General features: G+C 47.5%; 28 protein-coding genes. All 28 read right to left on the bottom strand.

Features of this window, described 5'->3' with window-relative positions; all coding sequences use genetic code 11:
- Positions 1-2: 2 nt before the first annotated feature.
- Positions 3-707, bottom strand: coding sequence for a polymorphic toxin type 15 domain-containing protein (locus AC0KUT_RS12650; RefSeq protein ID WP_488830385.1), 705 nt, complete (start codon positions 705-707; stop codon positions 3-5).
- An 84-nt stretch (positions 708-791) separates the two neighbouring features.
- Entirely contained in the window at positions 792-1,007 is a 216-nt protein-coding gene (locus AC0KUT_RS12645) for a hypothetical protein (protein ID WP_488830383.1), read from the bottom strand.
- Between the two features lie 463 nt (positions 1,008-1,470).
- A complete protein-coding gene (locus AC0KUT_RS12640; protein WP_488830382.1) occupies positions 1,471-2,661 on the bottom strand; it encodes a DUF1444 family protein in 1,191 nt (396 codons plus the stop codon).
- A 5-nt stretch (positions 2,662-2,666) separates the two neighbouring features.
- Positions 2,667-3,425 carry a PoNi-like cognate immunity protein gene (locus AC0KUT_RS12635; protein ID WP_488830380.1) on the bottom strand — a complete coding sequence of 253 codons (759 nt, stop codon included), beginning with the start codon at positions 3,423-3,425 and terminating at the stop codon, positions 2,667-2,669.
- Between the two features lie 54 nt (positions 3,426-3,479).
- Positions 3,480-3,860 carry a hypothetical protein gene (locus AC0KUT_RS12630; protein WP_488830379.1) on the bottom strand — a complete coding sequence of 127 codons (381 nt, stop codon included), beginning with the start codon at positions 3,858-3,860 and terminating at the stop codon, positions 3,480-3,482.
- Positions 3,861-4,159: 299 nt separating this feature from the next.
- Complete coding sequence (locus tag AC0KUT_RS12625; protein ID WP_488830377.1) at positions 4,160-4,900, bottom strand: hypothetical protein; 741 nt, start codon at positions 4,898-4,900, stop codon at positions 4,160-4,162.
- Between the two features lie 4 nt (positions 4,901-4,904).
- Entirely contained in the window at positions 4,905-6,515 is a 1,611-nt protein-coding gene (locus tag AC0KUT_RS12620) for a Tox-REase-5 domain-containing protein (protein ID WP_488830375.1), read from the bottom strand.
- Positions 6,516-6,689: 174 nt separating this feature from the next.
- Positions 6,690-6,977: an immunity protein Tsi6 family protein gene (locus tag AC0KUT_RS12615; protein ID WP_488830373.1), complete on the bottom strand. Its 288-nt coding sequence runs from the start codon at positions 6,975-6,977 to the stop codon at positions 6,690-6,692.
- A gap of 21 nt (positions 6,978-6,998) precedes the next feature.
- Positions 6,999-7,274, bottom strand: coding sequence for a hypothetical protein (locus AC0KUT_RS12610; protein ID WP_488830370.1), 276 nt, complete (start codon positions 7,272-7,274; stop codon positions 6,999-7,001).
- A 2-nt stretch (positions 7,275-7,276) separates the two neighbouring features.
- Entirely contained in the window at positions 7,277-8,206 is a 930-nt protein-coding gene (locus AC0KUT_RS12605) for a PAAR-like domain-containing protein (protein ID WP_488830369.1), read from the bottom strand.
- On the bottom strand, positions 8,196-9,521 hold the full coding sequence (locus AC0KUT_RS12600; protein ID WP_488830367.1) for a DUF2169 family type VI secretion system accessory protein: 1,326 nt from the start codon (positions 9,519-9,521) through the stop codon (positions 8,196-8,198). Before AC0KUT_RS12600 ends, AC0KUT_RS12605 begins: the two co-directional genes overlap by 11 nt.
- 18 nt (positions 9,522-9,539) lie before the next feature.
- Positions 9,540-11,564: a type VI secretion system Vgr family protein gene (locus AC0KUT_RS12595; protein ID WP_488835746.1), complete on the bottom strand. Its 2,025-nt coding sequence runs from the start codon at positions 11,562-11,564 to the stop codon at positions 9,540-9,542.
- 181 nt (positions 11,565-11,745) lie between these two features.
- A complete protein-coding gene (locus AC0KUT_RS12590) occupies positions 11,746-12,174 on the bottom strand; it encodes a tetratricopeptide repeat protein (RefSeq protein ID WP_488830365.1) in 429 nt (142 codons plus the stop codon).
- Positions 12,175-12,606 carry a tetratricopeptide repeat protein gene (locus AC0KUT_RS12585; protein WP_488830363.1) on the bottom strand — a complete coding sequence of 144 codons (432 nt, stop codon included), beginning with the start codon at positions 12,604-12,606 and terminating at the stop codon, positions 12,175-12,177. It abuts the gene before it with no gap.
- A gap of 10 nt (positions 12,607-12,616) precedes the next feature.
- Positions 12,617-14,146: a hypothetical protein gene (locus AC0KUT_RS12580; RefSeq protein WP_488830361.1), complete on the bottom strand. Its 1,530-nt coding sequence runs from the start codon at positions 14,144-14,146 to the stop codon at positions 12,617-12,619.
- A gap of 174 nt (positions 14,147-14,320) precedes the next feature.
- Positions 14,321-14,608 carry an immunity protein Tsi6 family protein gene (locus tag AC0KUT_RS12575; protein WP_488830373.1) on the bottom strand — a complete coding sequence of 96 codons (288 nt, stop codon included), beginning with the start codon at positions 14,606-14,608 and terminating at the stop codon, positions 14,321-14,323.
- Positions 14,609-14,629: 21 nt separating this feature from the next.
- Positions 14,630-14,905, bottom strand: a complete 276-nt coding sequence (locus tag AC0KUT_RS12570; RefSeq protein ID WP_488830370.1) for a hypothetical protein — start codon at positions 14,903-14,905, stop codon at positions 14,630-14,632.
- A 2-nt stretch (positions 14,906-14,907) separates the two neighbouring features.
- Entirely contained in the window at positions 14,908-15,837 is a 930-nt protein-coding gene (locus AC0KUT_RS12565) for a PAAR-like domain-containing protein (protein ID WP_488830369.1), read from the bottom strand.
- Positions 15,827-17,152, bottom strand: coding sequence for a DUF2169 family type VI secretion system accessory protein (locus AC0KUT_RS12560; RefSeq protein WP_488830367.1), 1,326 nt, complete (start codon positions 17,150-17,152; stop codon positions 15,827-15,829). The genes AC0KUT_RS12565 and AC0KUT_RS12560 overlap by 11 nt, the downstream gene beginning before the upstream one ends.
- Positions 17,153-17,170: 18 nt before the next feature.
- A complete protein-coding gene (locus AC0KUT_RS12555; protein WP_488835746.1) occupies positions 17,171-19,195 on the bottom strand; it encodes a type VI secretion system Vgr family protein in 2,025 nt (674 codons plus the stop codon).
- Positions 19,196-19,376: 181 nt separating this feature from the next.
- Positions 19,377-19,805, bottom strand: coding sequence for a tetratricopeptide repeat protein (locus AC0KUT_RS12550; protein ID WP_488830365.1), 429 nt, complete (start codon positions 19,803-19,805; stop codon positions 19,377-19,379).
- On the bottom strand, positions 19,806-20,237 hold the full coding sequence (locus tag AC0KUT_RS12545; RefSeq protein WP_488830363.1) for a tetratricopeptide repeat protein: 432 nt from the start codon (positions 20,235-20,237) through the stop codon (positions 19,806-19,808).
- A 10-nt stretch (positions 20,238-20,247) separates the two neighbouring features.
- The gene (locus AC0KUT_RS12540; protein WP_488830361.1) at positions 20,248-21,777 is read right to left on the bottom strand and encodes a hypothetical protein; all 1,530 of its coding nucleotides are present in this window, start codon (positions 21,775-21,777) and stop codon (positions 20,248-20,250) included.
- Between the two features lie 174 nt (positions 21,778-21,951).
- On the bottom strand, positions 21,952-22,185 hold the full coding sequence (locus tag AC0KUT_RS12535; protein ID WP_488830359.1) for an immunity protein Tsi6 family protein: 234 nt from the start codon (positions 22,183-22,185) through the stop codon (positions 21,952-21,954).
- A gap of 198 nt (positions 22,186-22,383) precedes the next feature.
- Entirely contained in the window at positions 22,384-22,812 is a 429-nt protein-coding gene (locus AC0KUT_RS12530) for a tetratricopeptide repeat protein (protein WP_488830357.1), read from the bottom strand.
- Positions 22,813-23,241: a hypothetical protein gene (locus tag AC0KUT_RS12525; protein WP_488830355.1), complete on the bottom strand. Its 429-nt coding sequence runs from the start codon at positions 23,239-23,241 to the stop codon at positions 22,813-22,815. It lies immediately after the preceding gene.
- A 9-nt stretch (positions 23,242-23,250) separates the two neighbouring features.
- Positions 23,251-24,705: a hypothetical protein gene (locus tag AC0KUT_RS12520; RefSeq protein WP_488830353.1), complete on the bottom strand. Its 1,455-nt coding sequence runs from the start codon at positions 24,703-24,705 to the stop codon at positions 23,251-23,253.
- Between the two features lie 147 nt (positions 24,706-24,852).
- Positions 24,853-25,371, bottom strand: a complete 519-nt coding sequence (locus AC0KUT_RS12515; protein ID WP_488830352.1) for a hypothetical protein — start codon at positions 25,369-25,371, stop codon at positions 24,853-24,855.
- Positions 25,372-25,387: the final 16 nt, after the last annotated feature.

Below are 25,387 nucleotides of genomic sequence, written 5' to 3'. Positions count from 1 at the left end.
ACTTAGGGGCATCGGTGCATATTTGCGTTCATCTTGTGATCGCCGTTTCCATTGGCAACAGCTTCTTTTGCGTCCTTATCTAACATTTCTACTCTGGTCATTGTTTCCCCTTTGGGGGTCTTATTCCATTGCGAGCCAATGGACTTGTTAACACCGGCATCACCAAAATCTGCAATAACATCTTTTCCGCCAGCATACATGTCGGGATTGTGAAGTGCGTTCAGGGTTTTCATTTTATCAGATGCCATTTTTTCGGCGTCCTTTTTTGAATGCCCAGCATTCCTAAAGTTTTCAACCATCCCATTTTCATATTTTTTTCTATCGCTCGCAGTACTCGCTCTATTTCCAGTATACGCAGCTCTACCATCAAGGTATTCCTTTGCGGTCATATTATTCAAACCGTCTTGCTGGCCTTTTAGTTGGCGATCATATTCTTTCGGGTCACCTTTTTTGTTTTTCTTAAAGCAAGGTAAATCTTTCTTTTTGAGTTTGTTGCTTGCTGTAACTTTCCCCCCATTCCCTTTAGGCCCCTGCGGCTCTGGCGGTTTACTAATCTCTATCGCATCTGCGGCTTTGGCTGTGTCATCTGTTTTGCTAATGGCTTCGGCAGATTTTACCGCAGTGTTGGCATCTTGTGCTGTTTCCATTGCCTGTGTTGCTTTGTTTACGTCGCTTAGTGCGCCTGCCGTTTCACCCACCTTGGCCACTTTGTTAGCCTTAAAGACGGCGAACGGCAGCGTGGCGATTTCGGTGATGCCGCGGGTTACTGACTCTACGTATTGGCCCTCTGCTCAGGGTTTGGTGACCGGCGCGACAAGGGCTTTGCCGACACTGGTTGCGGTGTTGGTAAAGTCACTGGTGATGGTGTCTGTGGTTATATTGCCCAGGCGCATTTCTTCCATAAGAATTTGCGCATCAAGAACTTGCCCTTGAATCCCGGCGGGGGTGAGCATGCTTTGTTGTAGGTCGATGGCTTTTTTGCCACCTTCGTAAACAAGTTCACCCACACCTACGAGTGCATCTTTCGCAAAGCCGAGCAGGCCGCGTGTGCCTTGCGCTGCGTAGTCGGCTAGGGTGCCGGGTTCGCCTTTAATTTGCCCTATGAGGCCATTGGCAGATTGATGTAAATCAGCGAAGCGAACGTATTCATCAGCTGCATCGGGATTGATGAGTTGTTTGCTGATGGCTTCGCGTTGCGCTTTTAGTTCTTCTAGTTTTTTACTGGTGCGCTCACCCGGTTTTTGTTGCTGGGTATCGAGTAGGGCGCTCGCTTCTTTAAAGGATTAGTCGCGCGCGGTGTAATCGCCCGAGGTCACAGTGCCTGCGGCATGTCACTCGCTGACAAAATCTTCATAGGGGTTGACCCGCGCGGAATTGCGATAGGGCAGTGAGGCGCAAGCGAACGCGAACGCCGGGCTGGCCTGCCGACCACTAACGCCTGCCCCTAGTTTTTTAGGTTACTCGACCTTACTATTGCACTAGTGCTTTTAATTGCTCAGAGCTTGGAAAAATAGATACTGCAAATCTATCTGGATTGCTTATCACTGGTGTGTCCGAAATTAACCCCATTATATCCTGCAGGCGAGTCCAAGCTATGGGAATAGGTTCACCGTCTTCAGGTACCAAAACAACAGTGTCGGCTTTAGGTAACCATAACGGAACACCAACGCCTTCAGTCCAGCCAACATAACTCACGATGTGACCATTTTTTTTAGCAAGATTGTAAGTAGAGATAAACGGATCTTTTTCTTCGTTATGATAAATTTTTTGCAAAGCTGTTTGCTGCGAGCTATAGACCTGATTAAGCCATAATTTCTTTAGTTCTGAGTAGGCCTGTGTTGATGGGTGACCTAACGGTAGCTCCACTTCACGCCAATTATTTTCCTCCAAGCAAAGCAAGCTAGGAGACAAAGATTTTCCATTGTTATGCAGTGCTTTGGAAACTTCTGCTATTAGTTTTTCGATGGTTTCTGGCTTGTTACTATCAGCGACAATCATCATATCTGCGCTCATTGGCGCCACAATTATTTTCCTGTCTGGTTCGATGGCGCTGAAAACAGATGGCAATAATATTCTGGACGCGTCATAACCATCATCCCATGTGGCCTGATAAATTCCTGCTTCAATTTGCTTAAACTGGGGTTGGCTATTTTTTGAAAGATTGCGCATTGCATCTTCCCGTACTTGCTCTATTGATACCTTCCAGGTATTCACATTTTCCATAACAACAGTTTGCATCAGGCGCGGTCGATCAATGACAATGCCGATGACAAAGTCACCGGTTAATGGAAAAAGTAACTCATTTCCTGCGTCTACGCCTTCTGCTTTGAGTGCTAGTGCTTTATTGCTTGACAGCATCAATGAGCGTAATACTGGTTGTAATAGATGTTTTATGTCGGAATAAGAATCAATAGATGACGGAGGCTGAAGATCCTCTTGGATTTCGGTCATTACCTTATCATGTTCGGCGGCGCTGGCATCTTTAAACTGCTGAAAATAATTGCTAAGTGAAACTTGATCTTGATCAAGTTTCAGCACGAAATCTTCAGGACGATATTGGATCGATCGAGTTTCACCATGTTGTTTTAAATGTTGTATTAATAACTGTGCAAACTCGTCACGAGACGCTGATTTTTTAGTGAGAAATCCAAATAATCCCATTACTCTTATTCCTTCCAATGCGCTAAATCTTTTGGGTAATTAGGGTGATCGCAAAAAGAGCTGTCGTCGATCCCCCAAAGCTTGACAATCAACGCAGCTTCAAAACACCAGAAGCCAAAATAGCCTGAGTCTTCACGTTTGGCATTATCGTACCAATAGGCTTTTTTGCATCCTTGATACCAACCCTTCAGGAATTTAGCAACTAATGCTGCTTGCTTTTCTTTTGGTGCATCTAGAGTGTCGAGTAATGGCTGATAAGGTCGTGGATAAAATAATTTGTCTGATGCTGAATGAGTTGAATCCAATTTCATAAGGATTCGGTCGAGCAACGCGTCTCTTCCTGTGTTATCAATTAATTTAATAGTTCGCACTAACGTCGCGGTATCCACATTCAAATTGACCGCAAAGCTCAGTAGCCATAAGTAAACAGGATAGTTATCAAAATCAAGCCCTGCGTATTGCGGCCATTCTTTTTCAGGTAATAATGAGTGGAGACATTTTTTTGCCGTTTCCCAGGCGTCAAGAGCTTTATAAAATTCCTCTTTCAGTGTTGATATGTCGTCACCACGTGAATATTTTGATATTAATACGTGATATTGCTTAGCAAACAATCTGTAGGCGTATGAGACACCTCCACCCGCATTAGCTGCAGGCTCATTTTTGATTTCATCGTACATTTCAATAATTTTTCCTTCATCATATTGAATCCATTTATCAAAATATGCCTTATTGATGTAGGCTATGTCTTTTAACTGATTTCGCATTGTTGCCTCGTATTTAAAATGGTTTTTTTCCGCGAATAATATTACCAGCGCTGTCTAATGTTTTCCCAGTAAAATTACCTGTGTTGCTTTTTTTACGTCGCTTAGTGCGCCTGCCGTTTTACCCGCCTTGGCCACTTTGTTAGCCTTAAAGACGGCGAGCGGCAGCGTGGCGATTTCGGTGATGCCGCGGGTTACTGACTCTACGTATTGGCCCTCTGCCAAGGGTTTGGTGACCGGCGCGACAAGGGCTTTGCCGACACTGGTTGCGGTGTTGGTAAAGTCACTGGTGATGGTGTCTGTGGTTTTATTGCCTAGGCGTATTTCTTCCATAAGAATTTGCGCATCAAGAACTTGCCCTTGAATCCCGGCGGGGGTGAGCATGCTTTGCTGTAGGTCGATGGCTTTTTTGCCACCTTCGTAAACAAGTTCACCCACACCTACGAGTGCATCTTTCGCAAAGCCGAGCAGTCCGCTGTGGTGTAGTCACCTGCAGCTTCGAAAGTGCCTTGTATTTCCCCAATTTAATCATCCGTAGTGCTGTATACATCACCGATACGAACATATTCTCCGGCGGCATCTGGGTTGATGAGCCGCTTTTCGTTTGTCTCTCGCTGGACTTTAATTTACTGGTTCGTTCGCCCGGAAGTGCTTTGGCAATTTGAAGGGGTGGCTTTTTCTGGGGTAAATACCCTCGCTTTGTGTGCAAGGGCATCAATCAATTTTACTTTGTAAAATTATTTCAAGAAAAGGTAATCAAGCCTACCTAAGGAGTTTCTTATGTCTATGGCTCTGGCGATTGCTTCATCAGCTGGTTCGACGATAGAGTCCTCTAACCAAAAAAAGATGCCACTCGTTGTTTCGATATAACTTGTTTGTTTGGGTATGTGCATTTGCACTTCTTTATTTTTAAAGAAATTTAACCAGCCTATTTCTGTATCATAATCCTTTTCATAATCTACAACATGATCGTATAGGCTATTGGTGTACGCATATGCAGTCTGTAGATCAACTATTTTTTGTATATTTGAAATCAAATCAATTAAATTTTTAATTGAAGAAAATTCAGAAAAGCAACATGGCGGCAATTCAATATTGATAAACCCTAAATTAGTCTCCCCGCCTGCACCAATTGAAACAAGATATTTTTCTTCAAGTGGCTTTTTTAGGTTCGAGTATGAGTTAGAAAATTTTGCCCAAGATGTAGCTTCTAGCGAAAATTCCATTTTCTTACCAGTTATATCTGTGTAGACGATCTCCTTATCGTAAATGTGAGCTAGCACTACTTTTTCGAAATTAGTGAAATCAGAATCTATTTCTGTCCAAGAGCTGGGTGTGTCCCCCCAGCTGTTAATTCTTTCGAAAATACGATGGAATTTTTTAAGATTTAACAAAATCGAGTGGCTTAGATTTATATATTGGCGGGCTGTTAATCTGTCCGTTTTAAATCGGCTAACAATCTTAATAGTCTGATTCATTACGTTATCCTTTTGGTGTCACTACTACTTTCACGCCTTTCACATCTTCTGATCTGAAGATTTCGCGTAACTGAGCAGCCTTTTTCTGGGTGGGTACATGATATTCTAAATTTGCGCCAACATCTCTAGCTATGGCAGCATCTTTTTCAGCTATTTTGGCTACGTTTTTAGACGCCCAATCTTGACCCTCTGGTGGCCAACCTTTAGGGCCAACTTCCCAATCCTTTGCGTCAGTTAGGGTATTGGTTTCTGGGTCATAACCATCAAATTTTTTCTTACCACTTTTCATTCGGTCGGTTTCTACAACATATTCTGTATCTTTTGGCGCGCCAGTGACTTTCTCTTGATAATCTGCACCCTTTGTCGGTGTTGTTTCTTTTTGCCAAGTCCCGGGACCTCCATCACTTTGTCCATGTACATAGGATGGCTGTTTCTTTTGGTTAATTACTTTCCCCCCATTCCCTTTAGGCCCCTGCGGCTCTGGCGGTTTACTAATCTCTATCGCATCTGCGGCTTTGGCTGTGTCATCTGTTTTGCTAATGGCTTCGGCAGATTTTACCGCAGTGTTGGCATCTTGTGCTGTTTCCATTGCCTGTGTTGCTTTGTTTACGTCGCTTAGTGCGCCTGCCGTTTCACCCACCTTGGCCACTTTGTTAGCCTTAAAGACGGCGAGCGGCAGCGTGGCGATTTCGGTGATGCCGCGGGTTACTGACTCTACGTATTGGCCCTCTGCCCAGGGTTTGGTGACCGGCGCGACAAGGGCTTTGCCGACACTGGTTGCGGTGTTGGTAAAGTCACTGGTGATGGTGTCTGTGGTTATATTGCCCAGGCGCATTTCTTCCATAAGAATTTGCGCATCAAGAACTTGCCCTTGAATCCCGGCGGGGGTGAGCATGCTTTGTTGTAGGTCGATGGCTTTTTTGCCACCTTCGTAAACAAGTTCACCCACACCTACGAGTGCATCTTTCGCAAAGCCGAGCAGGCCGCGTGTGCCTTGCGCTGCGTAGTCGGCTAGGGTGCCGGGTTCGCCTTTAATTTGCCCTATGAGGCCATTGGCAGATTGGTGTAAATCAGCGAAGCGAACGTATTCATCAGCGGCATCGGGATTGATGAGTTGTTTGTTGATGGCTTCGCGTTGCGCTTTTAGTTCTTCTAGTTTTTTACTGGTGCGCTCACCCGGTGGCGCTTCGGGGTTTTCTGCGTCTTCCGGCGGCAATTCCGCTGGATTGGCGTGTTCTGCGCGCACATTGCCAGTGGGTGGCATAAAGGTGAGTTTGCCAAGGGTGTTGCCGGTGCCTTCCGGTGCCATGGCGGGTAATTCCATGGTGCGTATATGCGGGCGCTGGCGAAACTCTTCATATTCTTCATGGGTCATTTCGACGCTGACGAGGCTATCGGTTTCACCGGTTTGCATGTCGGTGCTTGTTTGATAGTTAAGCTTTTTAAAGCCGTTGGCGTCGGCGCAGGCTTTGGGGTCAAAGCCGGGTTCGGGTTTCCATGCTAACACCACCCCTTCGGGGTGATTAACGATGTCCAGTCCTTGGCGGTGAGTGACCTGACTGGTGTAGGGGTTTAGCAAGAGAGGTTGCTGCCCTGTTGATTGGGTTTCACTCATGTTTCCATGTTCCTGTGTTGTCCTTTTCCTGCTGCCGTCTAAGGTGTTGTTGATTAAAAGGCGCTACCACCGGCACAAAAGCCACATCCCTAGGCACACAAGCCGGTTGTGGTGGTAGCGCGCTAGTCGCTGAATAACCTTGATTTACTGAATTCTTTGGGTGGATATATAAAGCTAACCAATGTTGTAAAGTTTTTTGTATTGGTAATCTATTTCACAGAGCAGATCAGCGAAGTCAGGTTGGCTGGCATCTATTTCTCGAATCGCTTGTACACCTAAAATAATGTCTTTGACGCGTTGCTCATCGGCGCTGTGTTTGAAGTTTCCGAGTGAATCAAAATCTTGTGCAATAAACTCCAGTTGAGCGGCTATAGAGTTCCACAAGCCGTAGGTTGGATTTTCTTGCACTAAAAGCGCGATGATGTTTTTGGCATTCAATACATTTTGATAATGGATATTCACTAAGGATTCCTTTTCGGTGAATTATTCGTTATCTAAACAGCTCGATACATTATCAATGTGATCTTTTATCACCATTTCTTCAGGGCTAGCCAGTTCACGTGAAGCCAATATGGCATAAGTGAATTTTCTGTCTCCCAATTGTGTTACTGGATTAATTTTGCGCACCGCATTTTCGCTTATAAATTTCATTTGGGCTTTAATTGATTCTAACGTGTCATTTTTGCCATTTTTATATGTGAACGCTTCTATTTCATGAATAGTTCGTTGGGCTGCTAGCGCTAGTTTTTCGTAGTCCATAGTTATATACCCACCTTATTCATTGAAATGACTTGTTTTTTCGTAGCCTCATTGACAAACAATTGGGCGCCGCCACCGCTAGTGCTTATCGGGTTTTTAGGGTTTGTCCAATTATCTACAATAGGTTTGGAATGACTTTGTAAGCCACTAGCTTTAGGCATCACAAAGTTTTTAAGTGTGCGGCCTTCACCGCTAATTCCTAAAGAGTCAGGGCTTTGAGTTCCTTTGGGGTCAAACCAGTTGCCAGGAAAACCATGAGATTTTACGTGTTGAGACATGTGCTCTGGAGGTGGAAATGAAATGACTTCCACTGGCTTTTTAAGGTCAACACCTCCAATCCTAGAGTCATCTTTACTGCCGAGAGCCTCTGTGATTTGTGATTCGCTAAAGTCATTTTTTTTAAGATAATCCCGAGCCACCTTTTCTCTGGCTGCAACGTGTTCAGGGCTTGTACCTTCCGTTTTAGCTAGCGCTACATCGGCAGCAGAAGGCGCTGTTGGCGATGCTACCTCATTCATTTTGTCGATAGTTTCTTGGTTGTGTTGCACCGGTTTATTCGGTGCTAAACCCGAAGCTTTGCCATTCATCCAGAACATGTCGCCGTGGCGAAGGATGCGCTGTTTGTCGGCATTGACGGTGGAGCTGTGCTGGCCGCCTCTGAACGAGGCGGTGCCGCCGACGGTGCTGGATTTTATGCCTTTTTGTACCCCGGGCTGATCACCGGTAGTGGTGGGTATGTAGCTGGCGAGGGTAATCAGCGGCGTGCTATTTGCGCGTACATGAGGTACTTCTTTAGTGGCGCTGCCGCATTGCGCAATGATCGGATAGGGAATGGGGACTACGGCACTGCCTACAGGGGTTTTGCACACATCCGCCACCATGCTGATAACAAGCCATGCGCCGTCTTTGCGGGCGGTTATATTATTGGGCATTTGAGGTTTCCTTTCCTTGTGTGGGTGTGCGGCTTTGCCATTTCAATAATGGCGCCGTTGGATCTGTTTCAAAGCGCGCTTCAAGGCTGGTGGTTAAGGGATTTTGGGGGATACGGCAGCGCCAAACCACATTCAGTGTTTGGGTGTCGGTGTCCAGCACCAAGGTATCGATAAGCATGGGCAGCGGCAGCGGCGTGCCGTTTTCCAAGCGCGCCATGACGAACGCACGGTGTTCTGGCAGCGGTAGTTGTACATAGCCTTTGGGGGCTAGACGTGGATCAAATAAATGCCAGGCTTCCAGTACTGCATCTGCACTGGGCCAAGGAGCTTGTTGATCGAGCGGTGCGCAGTTCCAATAACCTTCATCAAAATCGGTTGGGAGCAGCGGCCAGCGCTCTTTTTCCCAGCGCTCATCATAGGTGCCACTTAAGCCGATGCGCGGTGCCCAGCTGCGGGCAATAGGCCCGAAGCCGGCGGGTTGTAAGGGGTATTTCGCAGCGGCAGCAACGATTTGTTGTGTGTTGACGATTCCGTCGGGATGTTTGATGAGTAGTGGTTCTTTGAGTGTGTCTTTGGGATAAAAAATACTCGGCGCCAGCATTTGCTTGGGTATCTCTTTACCCGCTTTACGCAGGCTGCGTTCATAGCGTTTATCGAGCCAGCCAGCGCCTAATGGATTGCTAAAACACACCTCGTTTAAGAGCCACTCGGGTTGGGTTGCGTCAGTGGCATGTGCGGGGTTAGCGACTTGGCAGCTGCCACCAAAGGCGTTTTCCCAGCGCAAAGGAACCTGTGTTGCAGTTTTGGCTCGCTGTAATTTCCAGCCTAGAATCCCCTGCTGAAATACGCCTTGTGGAAGAACCTTAAGGGTTTTTTCCAGCACGGGGGTTAATGCTGCAGGGCTTGCCTCAGTTCTGCTGTGCAGGCGAATTTGAATCGGCCAGCTGTCAGTGGCTTTACCCTGGGGGGCGTAAGCATTGCCGATGACCAGCAGATCACAGCGGGGCTTAAAAGGGGCTAAATCGGTTTCTTGACGTAGGCTGTAGTGGTAAAACGGTTTGCTAGCCGCGTTTTGTTGTTCATTGTCACCTTTATTTTTAGCGCTCGGGTTTATCTGATCCTCACCCCAATAGTCATCCTCCACGTGCAATGGCTGGGGTTTGAGGTCTTGCACCTCAAGTTGTGCTGCACCCGTTGCGGGGTTAATGGTAATCCCATAACCCACGCGCATCACCACGGTATCGCATTCACGCCCTTTAAGATCAATTGATCCAAAGCAAAGCGCAGGAAAGGGCGTTAAATTGGTCATTTGCATTAATACAACGTCCTTGCCTTAGTTCAGGTCGATATCTTTGCCGGTGATTTGCATGGGGCCACTGGCCTCAAGCGTAATGTCGGTACCCACCAGCGTAATCTTGCCGTCGCTGTTCATAATGAGCGCCGCCTTGCCTACCTGTAAGGTGATGCTTTTACCCGCTTCCAGTACTAGGTTTTCACCGGTTTTAAAGGTGGTGTTTTTGTTCACCTGAGTGTTTTTACTGTGCCCAACTTGCTCGCTCTGGCTTAAGGCCACAATCGTGTTCATGGCGGCGCCGACGTTGAGGCTGTAAAGCAACCCCACGTTATCCATCCGTGCCAGTCCCACGTTGTGCATACTGGTTTTGTTGATAGTTTCCTTTTTGTGGCCACTGACATTAACCGTGGCATTTTTGCCAATGCTCAGGGTGTCGCTTTTACCAATATCGGTAGTGCGATTAGCACCAATGGTAATGGTCTCGTTCTTACCTACCGTTTCGGTACGGTTATCGCCAATACTGATTTTTTCGTCTTTACCCACATCTTCACTGCGGTTGTCGCCAATGCTGATGGTTTCATCGTGGTCAACGCGCTCTTTGCGGTTGCTGTGGATGGTGATGGTTTCGTTGCCATCAACTTCTTCGGTGCGCTCTTTGTGCACGGTGATGGTTTCATTGCCATCGACGGTTTCGGTGCGGTGGCGCTTGATGTGGTTGGTTTCATCGCGGTCGATGGTTTTGGTGCGGTCGTTACCGACCCAATGGGTTTCATCGTGCTCGACTTCAATGTCTTGGTTGCGTTGGGCGTGCAGCCAAATTTGTTCTTGGCCGATTTTGTCCTCAAAGCGAAAGGCGTTGGCGTCTTCCCAAGTACCCTTAGGGGTAGAGCGGGTTAAAAAGCCGGATTGGGTGGCGTTGGCCGGTAATGCCCAGGGCACCGGCTGCAAGTTGTTGTATACACGGCTGGTAATCACCGGGCGATCGGGGTCGCCGTTTAAGTAGTCAATCAATACTTCTTGGCCGATGCGCGGTACGTGCATACCCCCAAAACCCGCACCCGCCCAGGGGTGGGAAACACGAATCCAGCAGGAACTGTTCTGATCATTGTTATCGTAGCGATCCCAATGAAAGTGCACTTTTACCCGGCCGTGTTCATCGGTGTACAACTCTTCGCCCGGTGGGCCGGCAACCACGCCGGTGTCTGGCCCTTGGCTGATGGGTTTGGGTGTTAAACGCTCGGGGCGATAGGCTTCGCTGCTGCGATGGGCTTCAATGTTTACCTGCATCACAAACGGCGATGAATCGCTATTGGCTTCGTAGTCGTTATCCTGAAAATCGTAATCACAGGCGAGAATCAGGTATTCCTGATTGTGGTGTGCCTGCGGGTGCAGTGCGAGGCTTAACAAATAACCGGGTGCAACACCGCGCGCAGAGGCTTTACCGTAACTGCGTTGATGGGGGCTGCGCAGTTCTTCCATGCGCACCTTGGCATAGCCATCGCCTTCATCCACATGGGGATAACTGCCGGGGAAATCGTACACATCAAAGCTGCCAAAGGGATGGCTGGCGGCTTGCACACGGTTGGTGTCGAGCAGCGCATTGGCTTGCAAGAAATTGTAATCCCGCGCTTGATAACTGCCGGAAGTGACGCTGCCGGCGCCATGCCAGAGGTCAATAAAATCTTCATTGGGGCGCGAGCTACCGGCTTCGCGAAAGGGCAAGCTGGCATAGGCAGGGGTAGGGCTGGCGAGGCCAATGTCATCGGTCATCACCAGCGTATGGGTACCGGCATTGTGTTCAAACCAAAACCAAATGCCCTCGTGTTCGAGCATGCGCATCACAAAGTTGGCGTCTGTTTCGCGGTACTGCACGCAGTATTCCCAGGTGCGATAACGGCGACACAGGTTAAAGCGAAACTCAAAGGGATAAGCCCCCAGCACCTGCTTCACCATGTCTTGCACGGTCATGTTTTGATAAATGCGGTAATCCTGCCGACGGGTGGCGTACCACAGCCAAGGGCGCAGCTGCGCTTGGTATAAATAATGGCGCCCCTGTTTGCCGATAGTGCGGAAGGCGGTGCATTGGCCATTGAGGTGGCGCTGGGCAATTGAAAGAGTTAATAGATAAAAAAGAAGTCACAATAGAAGCAGCTGACAACTCACTTCTTGTGGGTTGTCAGCTTTCTGTTTTTCGAATTTTTAAATAGCGGTTTTATCGCGGATGGGATAGTCGTATGGCAATAATTTAAGTTAATTGCTTTTCGGATAATTTTGATAAATAAAACGCACCATCATCTTCTGCTTGAAAAATTTCTTCGCCATCGAGCATATAAGCTTGCAGTAAATGATTGATGCCACTTCTTTCATTACCAAGATGAATTTCACACTGGCCTAGGCGATAGTGTACAAATGGGTTTTCTTTTCCATCAGGCCCATTGAGCGCATCGAAAAATTTCTCGCGGGCAGCGGCAAAATCTGTTAGTTGGTAGAGCGCATCGCCAATAGAAGCTGAAAGCCAAGTGTAAGCTTCCCAATCAACTTTTGGTTCTGGCAGTAGTGAAAAGGCTTGGCTCCACTTTTCTATGGCAGCTGAAAAATTTTCATCATCACATAATTCGTTGCCTTCTTCGGATAGATTTTCAATTGCGGTATAGATTTCGTCAGGTAGTTCCATTTATTTGTCCTGCTTGTTTTCGAGGAAAAATTTTAGGTATTTAGGGTCTTGCTCACGAAAACAACGTCCCTTTGATATTTCATTTGCTTGCGATAGCCATTCAATTGATTCTAATTTATCTCCCATTTCAAAATATATAGTTCCCAATAAAAAATAGGGGCCATCTTGGTGTTTTTTTACCGTTCCTGATGAAAATAACTTGTTCATTAATGTTAACGCTGCATCAAATTTTTTTGAGTTCCTATATATTCTGGCTACTGAGCTTACAAAGCTTTTACTTACATCCCAACCAAATTTTGGTTCTGGAACTTTTGCCCATGCGGTAGTCGCCATATTAACGGCCAGTTCTATTTCGCCCAACTCTAAATTATTTCTTGCATTTATTAGTATTGCGTCAATCTCGTTTCTAATTTCTATAGCTAAATCTTCCAATTGTTAACTCCTATTTTAAAGGTGGTAGATAATTCTCAGTTAATTTTGCGCCTGCAGATCGATTACTTGAATAATGTTCAAGTGTATAGTTTTTGGAGTCGAGCATCCATTTTCGTACTTCGGGTGATTTGGCTCCATATTGGCGCCCCGTTTCGTTCCACCAGCTTACGGCATCTTTAGGATGATGTGCCATATCCGCATCTCTCAATGGATACCATTCACCATCGGATGATTTAAATTCAATACCATCTTCTCCATCTCGTAGTTTTCCTTCTTCTCGCATTCTGTCTTGAACTTCTTTTCCTGTTCTCGATTTTTTGCCGGGGGTTCGTCCTAAATACTGCTCCCGCAGTTTTTTAATTTTTTGTTTAATCTTCCCCCCATTCCCATTCGGCCCCTGCGGCTCTGGCGGTTTACTAATCTCTATCGCATCTGCGGCTTTGGCTGTGTCATCTGTTTTGCTAATGGCTTCGGCAGATTTTACCGCAGTGTTGGCGTCTTGTGCTGTTTCCATTGCTTGTGTTGCTTTGTTTACGTCGCTTAGTGCGCCTGCCGTTTCACCCACCTTGGCCACTTTGTTAGCCTTAAAGACGGCGAGCGGCAGCGTGGCGATTTCGGTGATGCCGCGGGTTACTGACTCTACGTATTGGCCCTCTGCCCAGGGTTTGGTGACCGGCGCGACAAGGGCTTTGCCGACACTGGTTGCGGTGTTGGTAAAGTCACTGGTGATGGTGTCTGTGGTTATATTGCCCAGGCGCATTTCTTCCATAAGAATTTGCGCATCAAGAACTTGCCCTTGAATCCCGGCGGGGGTGAGCATGCTTTGTTGTAGGTCGATGGCTTTTTTGCCACCTTCGTAAACAAGTTCACCCACACCTACGAGTGCATCTTTCGCAAAGCCGAGCAGGCCGCGTGTGCCTTGCGCTGCGTAGTCGGCTAGGGTGCCGGGTTCGCCTTTAATTTGCCCTATGAGGCCATTGGCAGATTGGTGTAAATCAGCGAAGCGAACGTATTCATCAGCGGCATCGGGATTGATGAGTTGTTTGTTGATGGCTTCGCGTTGCGCTTTTAGTTCTTCTAGTTTTTTACTGGTGCGCTCACCCGGTGGCGCTTCGGGGTTTTCTGCGTCTTCCGGCGGCAATTCCGCTGGATTGGCGTGTTCTGCGCGCACATTGCCAGTGGGTGGCATAAAGGTGAGTTTGCCAAGGGTGTTGCCGGTGCCTTCCGGTGCCATGGCGGGTAATTCCATGGTGCGTATATGCGGGCGCTGGCGAAACTCTTCATATTCTTCATGGGTCATTTCGACGCTGACGAGGCTATCGGTTTCACCGGTTTGCATGTCGGTGCTTGTTTGATAGTTAAGCTTTTTAAAGCCGTTGGCGTCGGCGCAGGCTTTGGGGTCAAAGCCGGGTTCGGGTTTCCATGCTAACACCACCCCTTCGGGGTGATTAACGATGTCCAGTCCTTGGCGGTGAGTGACCTGACTGGTGTAGGGGTTTAGCAAGAGAGGTTGCTGCCCTGTTGATTGGATTTCACTCATGTTTCCATGTTCCTGTGTTGTCCTTTTCCTGCTGTCGTCTAAGGTGTTGTTGATTAAAAGGCGCTACCACCGGCACAAAAGCCACATCCCTAGGCACACAAGCCGGTTGTGGTGGTAGCGCGCTAGTCGCTGAATAACCTTGATTTACTGAATTCTTTGGGTGGATATATAAAGCTAACCAATGTTGTAAAGTTTTTTGTATTGGTAATCTATTTCACAGAGCAGATCAGCGAAGTCAGGTTGGCTGGCATCTATTTCTCGAATCGCTTGTACACCTAAAATAATGTCTTTGACGCGTTGCTCATCGGCGCTGTGTTTGAAGTTTCCGAGTGAATCAAAATCTTGTGCAATAAACTCCAGTTGAGCGGCTATAGAGTTCCACAAGCCGTAGGTTGGATTTTCTTGCACTAAAAGCGCGATGATGTTTTTGGCATTCAATACATTTTGATAATGGATATTCACTAAGGATTCCTTTTCGGTGAATTATTCGTTATCTAAACAGCTCGATACATTATCAATGTGATCTTTTATCACCATTTCTTCAGGGCTAGCCAGTTCACGTGAAGCCAATATGGCATAAGTGAATTTTCTGTCTCCCAATTGTGTTACTGGATTAATTTTGCGCACCGCATTTTCGCTTATAAATTTCATTTGGGCTTTAATTGATTCTAACGTGTCATTTTTGCCATTTTTATATGTGAACGCTTCTATTTCATGAATAGTTCGTTGGGCTGCTAGCGCTAGTTTTTCGTAGTCCATAGTTATATACCCACCTTATTCATTGAAATGACTTGTTTTTTCGTAGCCTCATTGACAAACAATTGGGCGCCGCCACCGCTAGTGCTTATCGGGTTTTTAGGGTTTGTCCAATTATCTACAATAGGTTTGGAATGACTTTGTAAGCCACTAGCTTTAGGCATCACAAAGTTTTTAAGTGTGCGGCCTTCACCGCTAATTCCTAAAGAGTCAGGGCTTTGAGTTCCTTTGGGGTCAAACCAGTTGCCAGGAAAACCATGAGATTTTACGTGTTGAGACATGTGCTCTGGAGGTGGAAATGAAATGACTTCCACTGGCTTTTTAAGGTCAACACCTCCAATCCTAGAGTCATCTTTACTGCCGAGAGCCTCTGTGATTTGTGATTCGCTAAAGTCATTTTTTTTAAGATAATCCCGAGCCACCTTTTCTCTGGCTGCAACGTGTTCAGGGCTTGTACCTTCCGTTTTAGCTAGCGCTACATCGGCAGCAGAAGGCGCTGTTGGCGATGCTACCTCATTCATTTTGTCGATAGTTTCTTGGTTGTGTTGCACCGGTTTATTCGGTGCTAAACCCGAAGCTTTGCCATTCATCCAGAACATGTCGCCGTGGCGAAGGATGCGCTGTTTGTCGGCATTGACGGTGGAGCTGTGCTGGCCGCCTCTGAACGAGGCGGTGCCGCCGACGGTGCTGGATTTTATGCCTTTTTGTACCCCGGGCTGATCACCGGTAGTGGTGGGTATGTAGCTGGCGAGGGTAATCAGCGGCGTGCTATTTGCGCGTACATGAGGTACTTCTTTAGTGGCGCTGCCGCATTGCGCAATGATCGGATAGGGAATGGGGACTACGGCACTGCCTACAGGGGTTTTGCACACATCCGCCACCATGCTGATAACAAGCCATGCGCCGTCTTTGCGGGCGGTTATATTATTGGGCATTTGAGGTTTCCTTTCCTTGTGTGGGTGTGCGGCTTTGCCATTTCAATAATGGCGCCGTTGGATCTGTTTCAAAGCGCGCTTCAAGGCTGGTGGTTAAGGGATTTTGGGGGATACGGCAGCGCCAAACCACATTCAGTGTTTGGGTGTCGGTGTCCAGCACCAAGGTATCGATAAGCATGGGCAGCGGCAGCGGCGTGCCGTTTTCCAAGCGCGCCATGACGAACGCACGGTGTTCTGGCAGCGGTAGTTGTACATAGCCTTTGGGGGCTAGACGTGGATCAAATAAATGCCAGGCTTCCAGTACTGCATCTGCACTGGGCCAAGGAGCTTGTTGATCGAGCGGTGCGCAGTTCCAATAACCTTCATCAAAATCGGTTGGGAGCAGCGGCCAGCGCTCTTTTTCCCAGCGCTCATCATAGGTGCCACTTAAGCCGATGCGCGGTGCCCAGCTGCGGGCAATAGGCCCGAAGCCGGCGGGTTGTAAGGGGTATTTCGCAGCGGCAGCAACGATTTGTTGTGTGTTGACGATTCCGTCGGGATGTTTGATGAGTAGTGGTTCTTTGAGTGTGTCTTTGGGATAAAAAATACTCGGCGCCAGCATTTGCTTGGGTATCTCTTTACCCGCTTTACGCAGGCTGCGTTCATAGCGTTTATCGAGCCAGCCAGCGCCTAATGGATTGCTAAAACACACCTCGTTTAAGAGCCACTCGGGTTGGGTTGCGTCAGTGGCATGTGCGGGGTTAGCGACTTGGCAGCTGCCACCAAAGGCGTTTTCCCAGCGCAAAGGAACCTGTGTTGCAGTTTTGGCTCGCTGTAATTTCCAGCCTAGAATCCCCTGCTGAAATACGCCTTGTGGAAGAACCTTAAGGGTTTTTTCCAGCACGGGGGTTAATGCTGCAGGGCTTGCCTCAGTTCTGCTGTGCAGGCGAATTTGAATCGGCCAGCTGTCAGTGGCTTTACCCTGGGGGGCGTAAGCATTGCCGATGACCAGCAGATCACAGCGGGGCTTAAAAGGGGCTAAATCGGTTTCTTGACGTAGGCTGTAGTGGTAAAACGGTTTGCTAGCCGCGTTTTGTTGTTCATTGTCACCTTTATTTTTAGCGCTCGGGTTTATCTGATCCTCACCCCAATAGTCATCCTCCACGTGCAATGGCTGGGGTTTGAGGTCTTGCACCTCAAGTTGTGCTGCACCCGTTGCGGGGTTAATGGTAATCCCATAACCCACGCGCATCACCACGGTATCGCATTCACGCCCTTTAAGATCAATTGATCCAAAGCAAAGCGCAGGAAAGGGCGTTAAATTGGTCATTTGCATTAATACAACGTCCTTGCCTTAGTTCAGGTCGATATCTTTGCCGGTGATTTGCATGGGGCCACTGGCCTCAAGCGTAATGTCGGTACCCACCAGCGTAATCTTGCCGTCGCTGTTCATAATGAGCGCCGCCTTGCCTACCTGTAAGGTGATGCTTTTACCCGCTTCCAGTACTAGGTTTTCACCGGTTTTAAAGGTGGTGTTTTTGTTCACCTGAGTGTTTTTACTGTGCCCAACTTGCTCGCTCTGGCTTAAGGCCACAATCGTGTTCATGGCGGCGCCGACGTTGAGGCTGTAAAGCAACCCCACGTTATCCATCCGTGCCAGTCCCACGTTGTGCATACTGGTTTTGTTGATAGTTTCCTTTTTGTGGCCACTGACATTAACCGTGGCATTTTTGCCAATGCTCAGGGTGTCGCTTTTACCAATATCGGTAGTGCGATTAGCACCAATGGTAATGGTCTCGTTCTTACCTACCGTTTCGGTACGGTTATCGCCAATACTGATTTTTTCGTCTTTACCCACATCTTCACTGCGGTTGTCGCCAATGCTGATGGTTTCATCGTGGTCAACGCGCTCTTTGCGGTTGCTGTGGATGGTGATGGTTTCGTTGCCATCAACTTCTTCGGTGCGCTCTTTGTGCACGGTGATGGTTTCATTGCCATCGACGGTTTCGGTGCGGTGGCGCTTGATGTGGTTGGTTTCATCGCGGTCGATGGTTTTGGTGCGGTCGTTACCGACCCAATGGGTTTCATCGTGCTCGACTTCAATGTCTTGGTTGCGTTGGGCGTGCAGCCAAATTTGTTCTTGGCCGATTTTGTCCTCAAAGCGAAAGGCGTTGGCGTCTTCCCAAGTACCCTTAGGGGTAGAGCGGGTTAAAAAGCCGGATTGGGTGGCGTTGGCCGGTAATGCCCAGGGCACCGGCTGCAAGTTGTTGTATACACGGCTGGTAATCACCGGGCGATCGGGGTCGCCGTTTAAGTAGTCAATCAATACTTCTTGGCCGATGCGCGGTACGTGCATACCCCCAAAACCCGCACCCGCCCAGGGGTGGGAAACACGAATCCAGCAGGAACTGTTCTGATCATTGTTATCGTAGCGATCCCAATGAAAGTGCACTTTTACCCGGCCGTGTTCATCGGTGTACAACTCTTCGCCCGGTGGGCCGGCAACCACGCCGGTGTCTGGCCCTTGGCTGATGGGTTTGGGTGTTAAACGCTCGGGGCGATAGGCTTCGCTGCTGCGATGGGCTTCAATGTTTACCTGCATCACAAACGGCGATGAATCGCTATTGGCTTCGTAGTCGTTATCCTGAAAATCGTAATCACAGGCGAGAATCAGGTATTCCTGATTGTGGTGTGCCTGCGGGTGCAGTGCGAGGCTTAACAAATAACCGGGTGCAACACCGCGCGCAGAGGCTTTACCGTAACTGCGTTGATGGGGGCTGCGCAGTTCTTCCATGCGCACCTTGGCATAGCCATCGCCTTCATCCACATGGGGATAACTGCCGGGGAAATCGTACACATCAAAGCTGCCAAAGGGATGGCTGGCGGCTTGCACACGGTTGGTGTCGAGCAGCGCATTGGCTTGCAAGAAATTGTAATCCCGCGCTTGATAACTGCCGGAAGTGACGCTGCCGGCGCCATGCCAGAGGTCAATAAAATCTTCATTGGGGCGCGAGCTACCGGCTTCGCGAAAGGGCAAGCTGGCATAGGCAGGGGTAGGGCTGGCGAGGCCAATGTCATCGGTCATCACCAGCGTATGGGTACCGGCATTGTGTTCAAACCAAAACCAAATGCCCTCGTGTTCGAGCATGCGCATCACAAAGTTGGCGTCTGTTTCGCGGTACTGCACGCAGTATTCCCAGGTGCGATAACGGCGACACAGGTTAAAGCGAAACTCAAAGGGATAAGCCCCCAGCACCTGCTTCACCATGTCTTGCACGGTCATGTTTTGATAAATGCGGTAATCCTGCCGACGGGTGGCGTACCACAGCCAAGGGCGCAGCTGCGCTTGGTATAAATAATGGCGCCCCTGTTTGCCGATAGTGCGGAAGGCGGTGCATTGGCCATTGAGGTGGCGCTGGGCAATTGAAAGAGTTAATAGATAAAAAAGAAGTCACAATAGAAGCAGCTGACAACTCACTTCTTGTGGGTTGTCAGCTTTCTGTTTTTCGAATTTTTAAATAGCGGTTTTATCGCGGATGGGATAGTCGTATGGCAATAATTTAAGTTAATTGCTTTTCGGATAATTTTGATAAATAAAACGCACCATCATCTTCTGCTTGAAAAATTTCTTCGCCATCGAGCATATAAGCTTGCAGTAAATGATTGATGCCACTTCTTTCATTACCAAGATGAATTTCACACTGGCCTAGGCGATAGTGTACAAATGGGTTTTCTTTTCCATCAGGCCCATTGAGCGCATCGAAAAATTTCTCGCGGGCAGCGGCAAAATCTGTTAGTTGGTAGAGCGCATCGCCAATAGAAGCTGAAAGCCAAGTGTAAGCTTCCCAATCAACTTTTGGTTCTGGCAGTAGTGAAAAGGCTTGGCTCCACTTTTCTATGGCAGCTGAAAAATTTTCATCATCACATAATTCGTTGCCTTCTTCGGATAGATTTTCAATTGCGGTATAGATTTCGTCAGGTAGTTCCATTTATTTGTCCTGCTTGTTTTCGAGGAAAAATTTTAGGTATTTAGGGTCTTGCTCACGAAAACAACGTCCCTTTGATATTTCATTTGCTTGCGATAGCCATTCAATTGATTCTAATTTATCTCCCATTTCAAAATATATAGTTCCCAATAAAAAATAGGGGCCATCTTGGTGTTTTTTTACCGTTCCTGATGAAAATAACTTGTTCATTAATGTTAACGCTGCATCAAATTTTTTTGAGTTCCTATATATTCTGGCTACTGAGCTTACAAAGCTTTTACTTACATCCCAACCAAATTTTGGTTCTGGAACTTTTGCCCATGCGGTAGTCGCCATATTAACGGCCAGTTCTATTTCGCCCAACTCTAAATTATTTCTTGCATTTATTAGTATTGCGTCAATCTCGTTTCTAATTTCTATAGCTAAATCTTCCAATTGTTAACTCCTATTTTAAAGGTGGTAGATAATTCTCAGTTAATTTTGCGCCTGCAGATCGATTACTTGAATAATGTTCAAGTGTATAGTTTTTGGAGTCGAGCATCCATTTTCGTACTTCGGGTGATTTGGCTCCATATTGGCGCCCCGTTTCGTTCCACCAGCTTACGGCATCTTTAGGATGATGTGCCATATCCGCATCTCTCAATGGATACCATTCACCATCGGATGATTTAAATTCAATACCATCTTCTCCATCTCGTAGTTTTCCTTCTTCTCGCATTCTGTCTTGAACTTCTTTTCCTGTTCTCGATTTTTTGCCGGGGGTTCGTCCTAAATACTGCTCCCGCAGTTTTTTAATTTTTTGTTTAATCTTCCCCCCATTCCCATTCGGCCCCTGCGGCTCTGGCGGTTTACTAATCTCTATCGCATCTGCGGCTTTGGCTGTGTCATCTGTTTTGCTAATGGCTTCGGCAGATTTTACCGCAGTGTTGGCGTCTTGTGCTGTTTCCATTGCTTGTGTTGCTTTGTTTACGTCGCTTAGTGCGCCTGCCGTTTCACCCACCTTGGCCACTTTGTTAGCCTTAAAGACGGCGAGCGGCAGCGTGGCGATTTCGGTGATGCCGCGGGTTACTGACTCTACGTATTGGCCCTCTGCCCAGGGTTTGGTGACCGGCGCGACAAGGGCTTTGCCGACACTGGTTGCGGTGTTGGTAAAGTCACTGGTGATGGTGTCTGTGGTTATATTGCCCAGGCGCATTTCTTCCATAAGAATTTGCGCATCAAGAACTTGCCCTTGAATCCCGGCGGGGGTGAGCATGCTTTGTTGTAGGTCGATGGCTTTTTTGCCACCTTCGTAAACAAGTTCACCCACACCTACGAGTGCATCTTTCGCAAAGCCGAGCAGGCCGCGTGTGCCTTGCGCTGCGTAGTCGGCTAGGGTGCCGGGTTCGCCTTTAATTTGCCCTATGAGGCCATTGGCAGATTGGTGTAAATCAGCGAAGCGAACGTATTCATCAGCGGCATCGGGATTGATGAGTTGTTTGTTGATGGCTTCGCGTTGCGCTTTTAGTTCTTCTAGTTTTTTACTGGTGCGCTCACCCGGTGGCGCTTCGGGGTTTTCTGCGTCTTCCGGCGGCAATTCCGCTGGATTGGCGTGTTCTGCGCGCACATTGCCAGTGGGTGGCATAAAGGTGAGTTTGCCAAGGGTGTTGCCGGTGCCTTCCGGTGCCATGGCGGGTAATTCCATGGTGCGTATATGCGGGCGCTGGCGAAACTCTTCATATTCTTCATGGGTCATTTCGACGCTGACGAGGCTATCGGTTTCACCGGTTTGCATGTCGGTGCTTGTTTGATAGTTAAGCTTTTTAAAGCCGTTGGCGTCGGCGCAGGCTTTGGGGTCAAAGCCGGGTTCGGGTTTCCATGCTAACACCACCCCTTCGGGGTGATTAACGATGTCCAGTCCTTGGCGGTGAGTGACCTGACTGGTGTAGGGGTTTAGCAAGAGAGGTTGCTGCCCTGTTGATTGGATTTCACTCATGTTTCCATGTTCCTGTGTTGTCCTTTTCCTGCTGTCGTCTAAGGTGTTGTTGATTAAAAGGCGCTACCACCGGCACAAAAACCACATCCCTAGGCACACAAGCCGGTAGTGGTGGTAGCGCGCTACTCGCTGAATAACCTTGATTTACTTAATTCTTTGGGTGGATATATAAAGCTAACCAATGTTGTAAAGTTTTTTGTATTGGTAATCTATTTCACAGAGCAGATCAGCGAAGTCAGGTTGGCTGGCATCTATTTCTCGAATCGCTTGTACACCTAAAATAATGTCTTTGACGCGTTGCTCATCGGCGCTGTGTTTGAAGTTTCCGAGTGAATCAAAATCTTGTGCAATAAACTCCAGTTGAGCGGCTATAGAGTTCCACAAGCCGTAGGTTGGATTTTCTTGCACTAAGAACGCGATGATGTTTTTGGCATTAATTATTTGTTGCGGGAGTGTGTTCAGGGTATGCCTTCCTCGATCTCTGTTACTGGTCTAACGTTAAGCCGATATAAACCTCAAAAGCATGCTGAAAAATTGCTTTCATTCGTCTTCCGGCTATAGGTCTTACATGAAGATTGTCGTGGCAGAAGAAGGCGTGGCGGCTTTTTAGGTGAGCTGTTTTTCAGATAATTTTGTTAAGTAAAGTACGCCATCATCCTCCGCTCGAAAGATCTCCTCGCCATCGAGCATATAAGCTTGCAGTAAATGATTGATGCCACTTTTTTCATTGCCAAGATGAATTTCACATTGTCCTAGTCGATAGTGAATAAAAGCGTTTTCTTGTCCATCTGGGCCATTTAAGGCATCAAAAAATCTTTCGCGTGCGGCTGAAAAATCTTTTAGTTGGTAGAGCGCATCCCCAATGGAGGCCGATAACCATGTGTAGGCTTCCCAATCAACTTTTGGATCGGGCAATAATAAAAAAGCGTCTTCCCATTTTTGAATGGCAGCCTTAAAATTATCATCGTCACAAAGTTGATTGCCTTCCTCAGAAAGGTTCTCTATGGCTTCGTAAATGTCGTCGTCAAGTTCCATTTATATTCCTTTTTTATTTTCTAAGTAAAACTTTAAGTATTTGGGGTCTTCTTCACGAAAGCAGCGGCCTTTAGATATGTTATTTGAAATATCGAAATGCAAAAAGGCTTTGTCTCGTTCTCCCAATTCAAAATACGTCATACCAATTAAAAATTCTGGTTCATCATCTATGTCAGATGATGGATAGTTTTTTAATTCATTTATCCATCTTAATGCGTATGTCGGTTTTGTTGACTGAGCCATTAATCTTATGGAGGCAAGAATTTTTCTTGTTGTAATATCGTACTCATATTTTGGTTCTGGAATTAAGCCCCAACCTTCTTCGAGAAATTTTTGTGCGCTATCCGCCTCTCCTTTTTCTAATGCTTCTCTAGTTTTTTTACCTAAATCTCGTAACACAATTAGGGTGATTTCGTCCATCGTTCGCATATATATGCCTCATTTAAGTGGAGATGAATATGTTTCGGTTAATTTTCCACCTGCAGATCGGTTAATTGAATAATGATCTAACGTGTAGTTTTTCGAATCAAGCATCCATTTTCTAACTTCAGGAGCTCTTGCTCCGTACTGTCGCCCAGTTTCATTCCACCATGTGACGGCATCTTTGGGGGTATGGGACATATCAGCTTTACTTAGGTCGTACCATTTCCCATCCGACGCTTTAAACTCAGTGCGACCAGTATCGATATTCTCCCTTAACTTACCTTCTGTTCGCATCCGCTCCTGCACTTCTTTACCTGTGCGTGATTTTTTGCCGGGTGTTTTGCCAAGATATTGTCTTCGTAATGATTTAATTTTGACGAGAATCTTCCCCCCATTCCCCTTAGGCCCCTGAGGTTCAGGGGTTTTGCTGATATTGCTCGCTTCAGATGCTTTATTCGCGTCTCCTGCTGTATCAGCCGCTTTTGTTGCTTTGACTGCTTCGCTGGCGGTGTTGGTTACTTTAGCGGCATCGGCGGCGGTGTCTAGTGTTTTGGCCGCTTTTACGGCTTTAGCAGTGCTTGCGCTGGCTTTTACGAGGGTGCCCACAGGAATCAGTATGGAGGCAAAACTTCCACCTTTTTGGGCGTCATTTTCTAGCTCAAAAATATCTCCCACATTTCCCATTTCTTGAATGCTGGCCGATTGACTGGCGAGCGCATTGGCGCGAGCTAGGTTGCCGCTTTCATAGGCTTTTACTGCGCTATAGTCGAGATATTTACTGAAGTTGTTGAGGTTGAGCGGGTTGCCCATACCACTTTTAGCGCCCTCTACCACGAGATTGGCGAGGTCAGAGGGGATGTTGCCAACACCTTTTAAGACGCCGATACCGAACTCCCCTGGGTGCTCCCAAGACTCGCCTGCAATACGCTTGGTGCTGCTCCATGCGGCGGCGGCACCTTCTTTGGTGCGCTGCCAGAAGCTGCGGTCATCTTTGGATTTGTCTATCAGTGCTTGCAGGTGTTCATTGGGTTGGCTGTTATCGGCCTTTGGTGTTTGCTGCTCCGGCGGTAATTCCGGTGGGTTGGCATGTTTGGCTTTCACATTGCTGGTAGGAGGTATAAAAGTGAGCTGACCGAGTGTATTGCCAGTACCCTCGGGTGCCATGGCGGGCAATTCCATCGTGCGAACATGAGGGCGTTGACGAAATTCTTCATATTCTTCATGGGTCATTTCGACGCTGACGAGGCTATCGGTTTCACCGGTTTGCATGTCGGTGCTTGTTTGATAGTTAAGCTTTTTAAAGCCGTTGGCGTCGGCGCAGGCTTTGGGGTCAAAGCCGGGTTCGGGTTTCCATGCTAACACCACCCTTTCGGGGTGATTAACGATGTCCAGTCCTTGGCGGTGAGTGACCTGACTGGTGTAGAGGTTTAGCAAGAGAGGTTGCTGCCCTGTTGATTGGGTTTCACTCATGTTTCCATGTTCCTGTGTTGTCCTTTTCCTGCTGTCGTCTAAGGTGTTGTTGATTAAAAGGCGCTACCACCGGCACAAAAGCCACATCCCTAGGCACACAAGCCGGTTGTGGTGGTAGCGCGCTAGTCGTTTTATAGGGATTCACTCTTACGGGTAAACATCGTCTTCTAGTTGTAGTGCGATGAATTTAAACTGCTCGAATAGGCCTTTGGTGAAGAGGAGTTCGTCGCTGAAATTAGCTTGTTGGGGTTTGTCATAGAGTTTCGTTAAATAATCTTTTCTAGAGTAATTTCTAAATCCATAGCCGGGGGTGCCAAACATACGCGATACGCAGAGACGCTCGCCCATGACTTCTTCTTCAAAGGCATATTTTCCTTTGGGTAAGCCCCCCTCGGCGGCGCTTTTAAAAAACTGTTGTTCGAGGATGTTGATAAACCAGGCAAGGCCAGCGACGGGGAATTCGACTTCGGTACTGCCAGACCATTGAATTGCTTCAGCATCCTTTTCCGGATAAGGGCTGGTAAGTGCCCAGATCAAATGGTCACCCTCTTTTAATAAATAGTAATAGGTCGCGAGCGTGGGAATTTCATTGGGCTCAACAAACTTGAGGATAATTCTAGGGTCGCTATCGAGTGTATTCGGGTCGATGTTGGTAAATGTTTTCATGGCTGTCTCAGTCATT

This window comes from Cellvibrio sp. 25HG11W-0, assembly GCF_057815475.1.
This window is presented reverse-complemented; position numbering and strand designations above follow the sequence as displayed.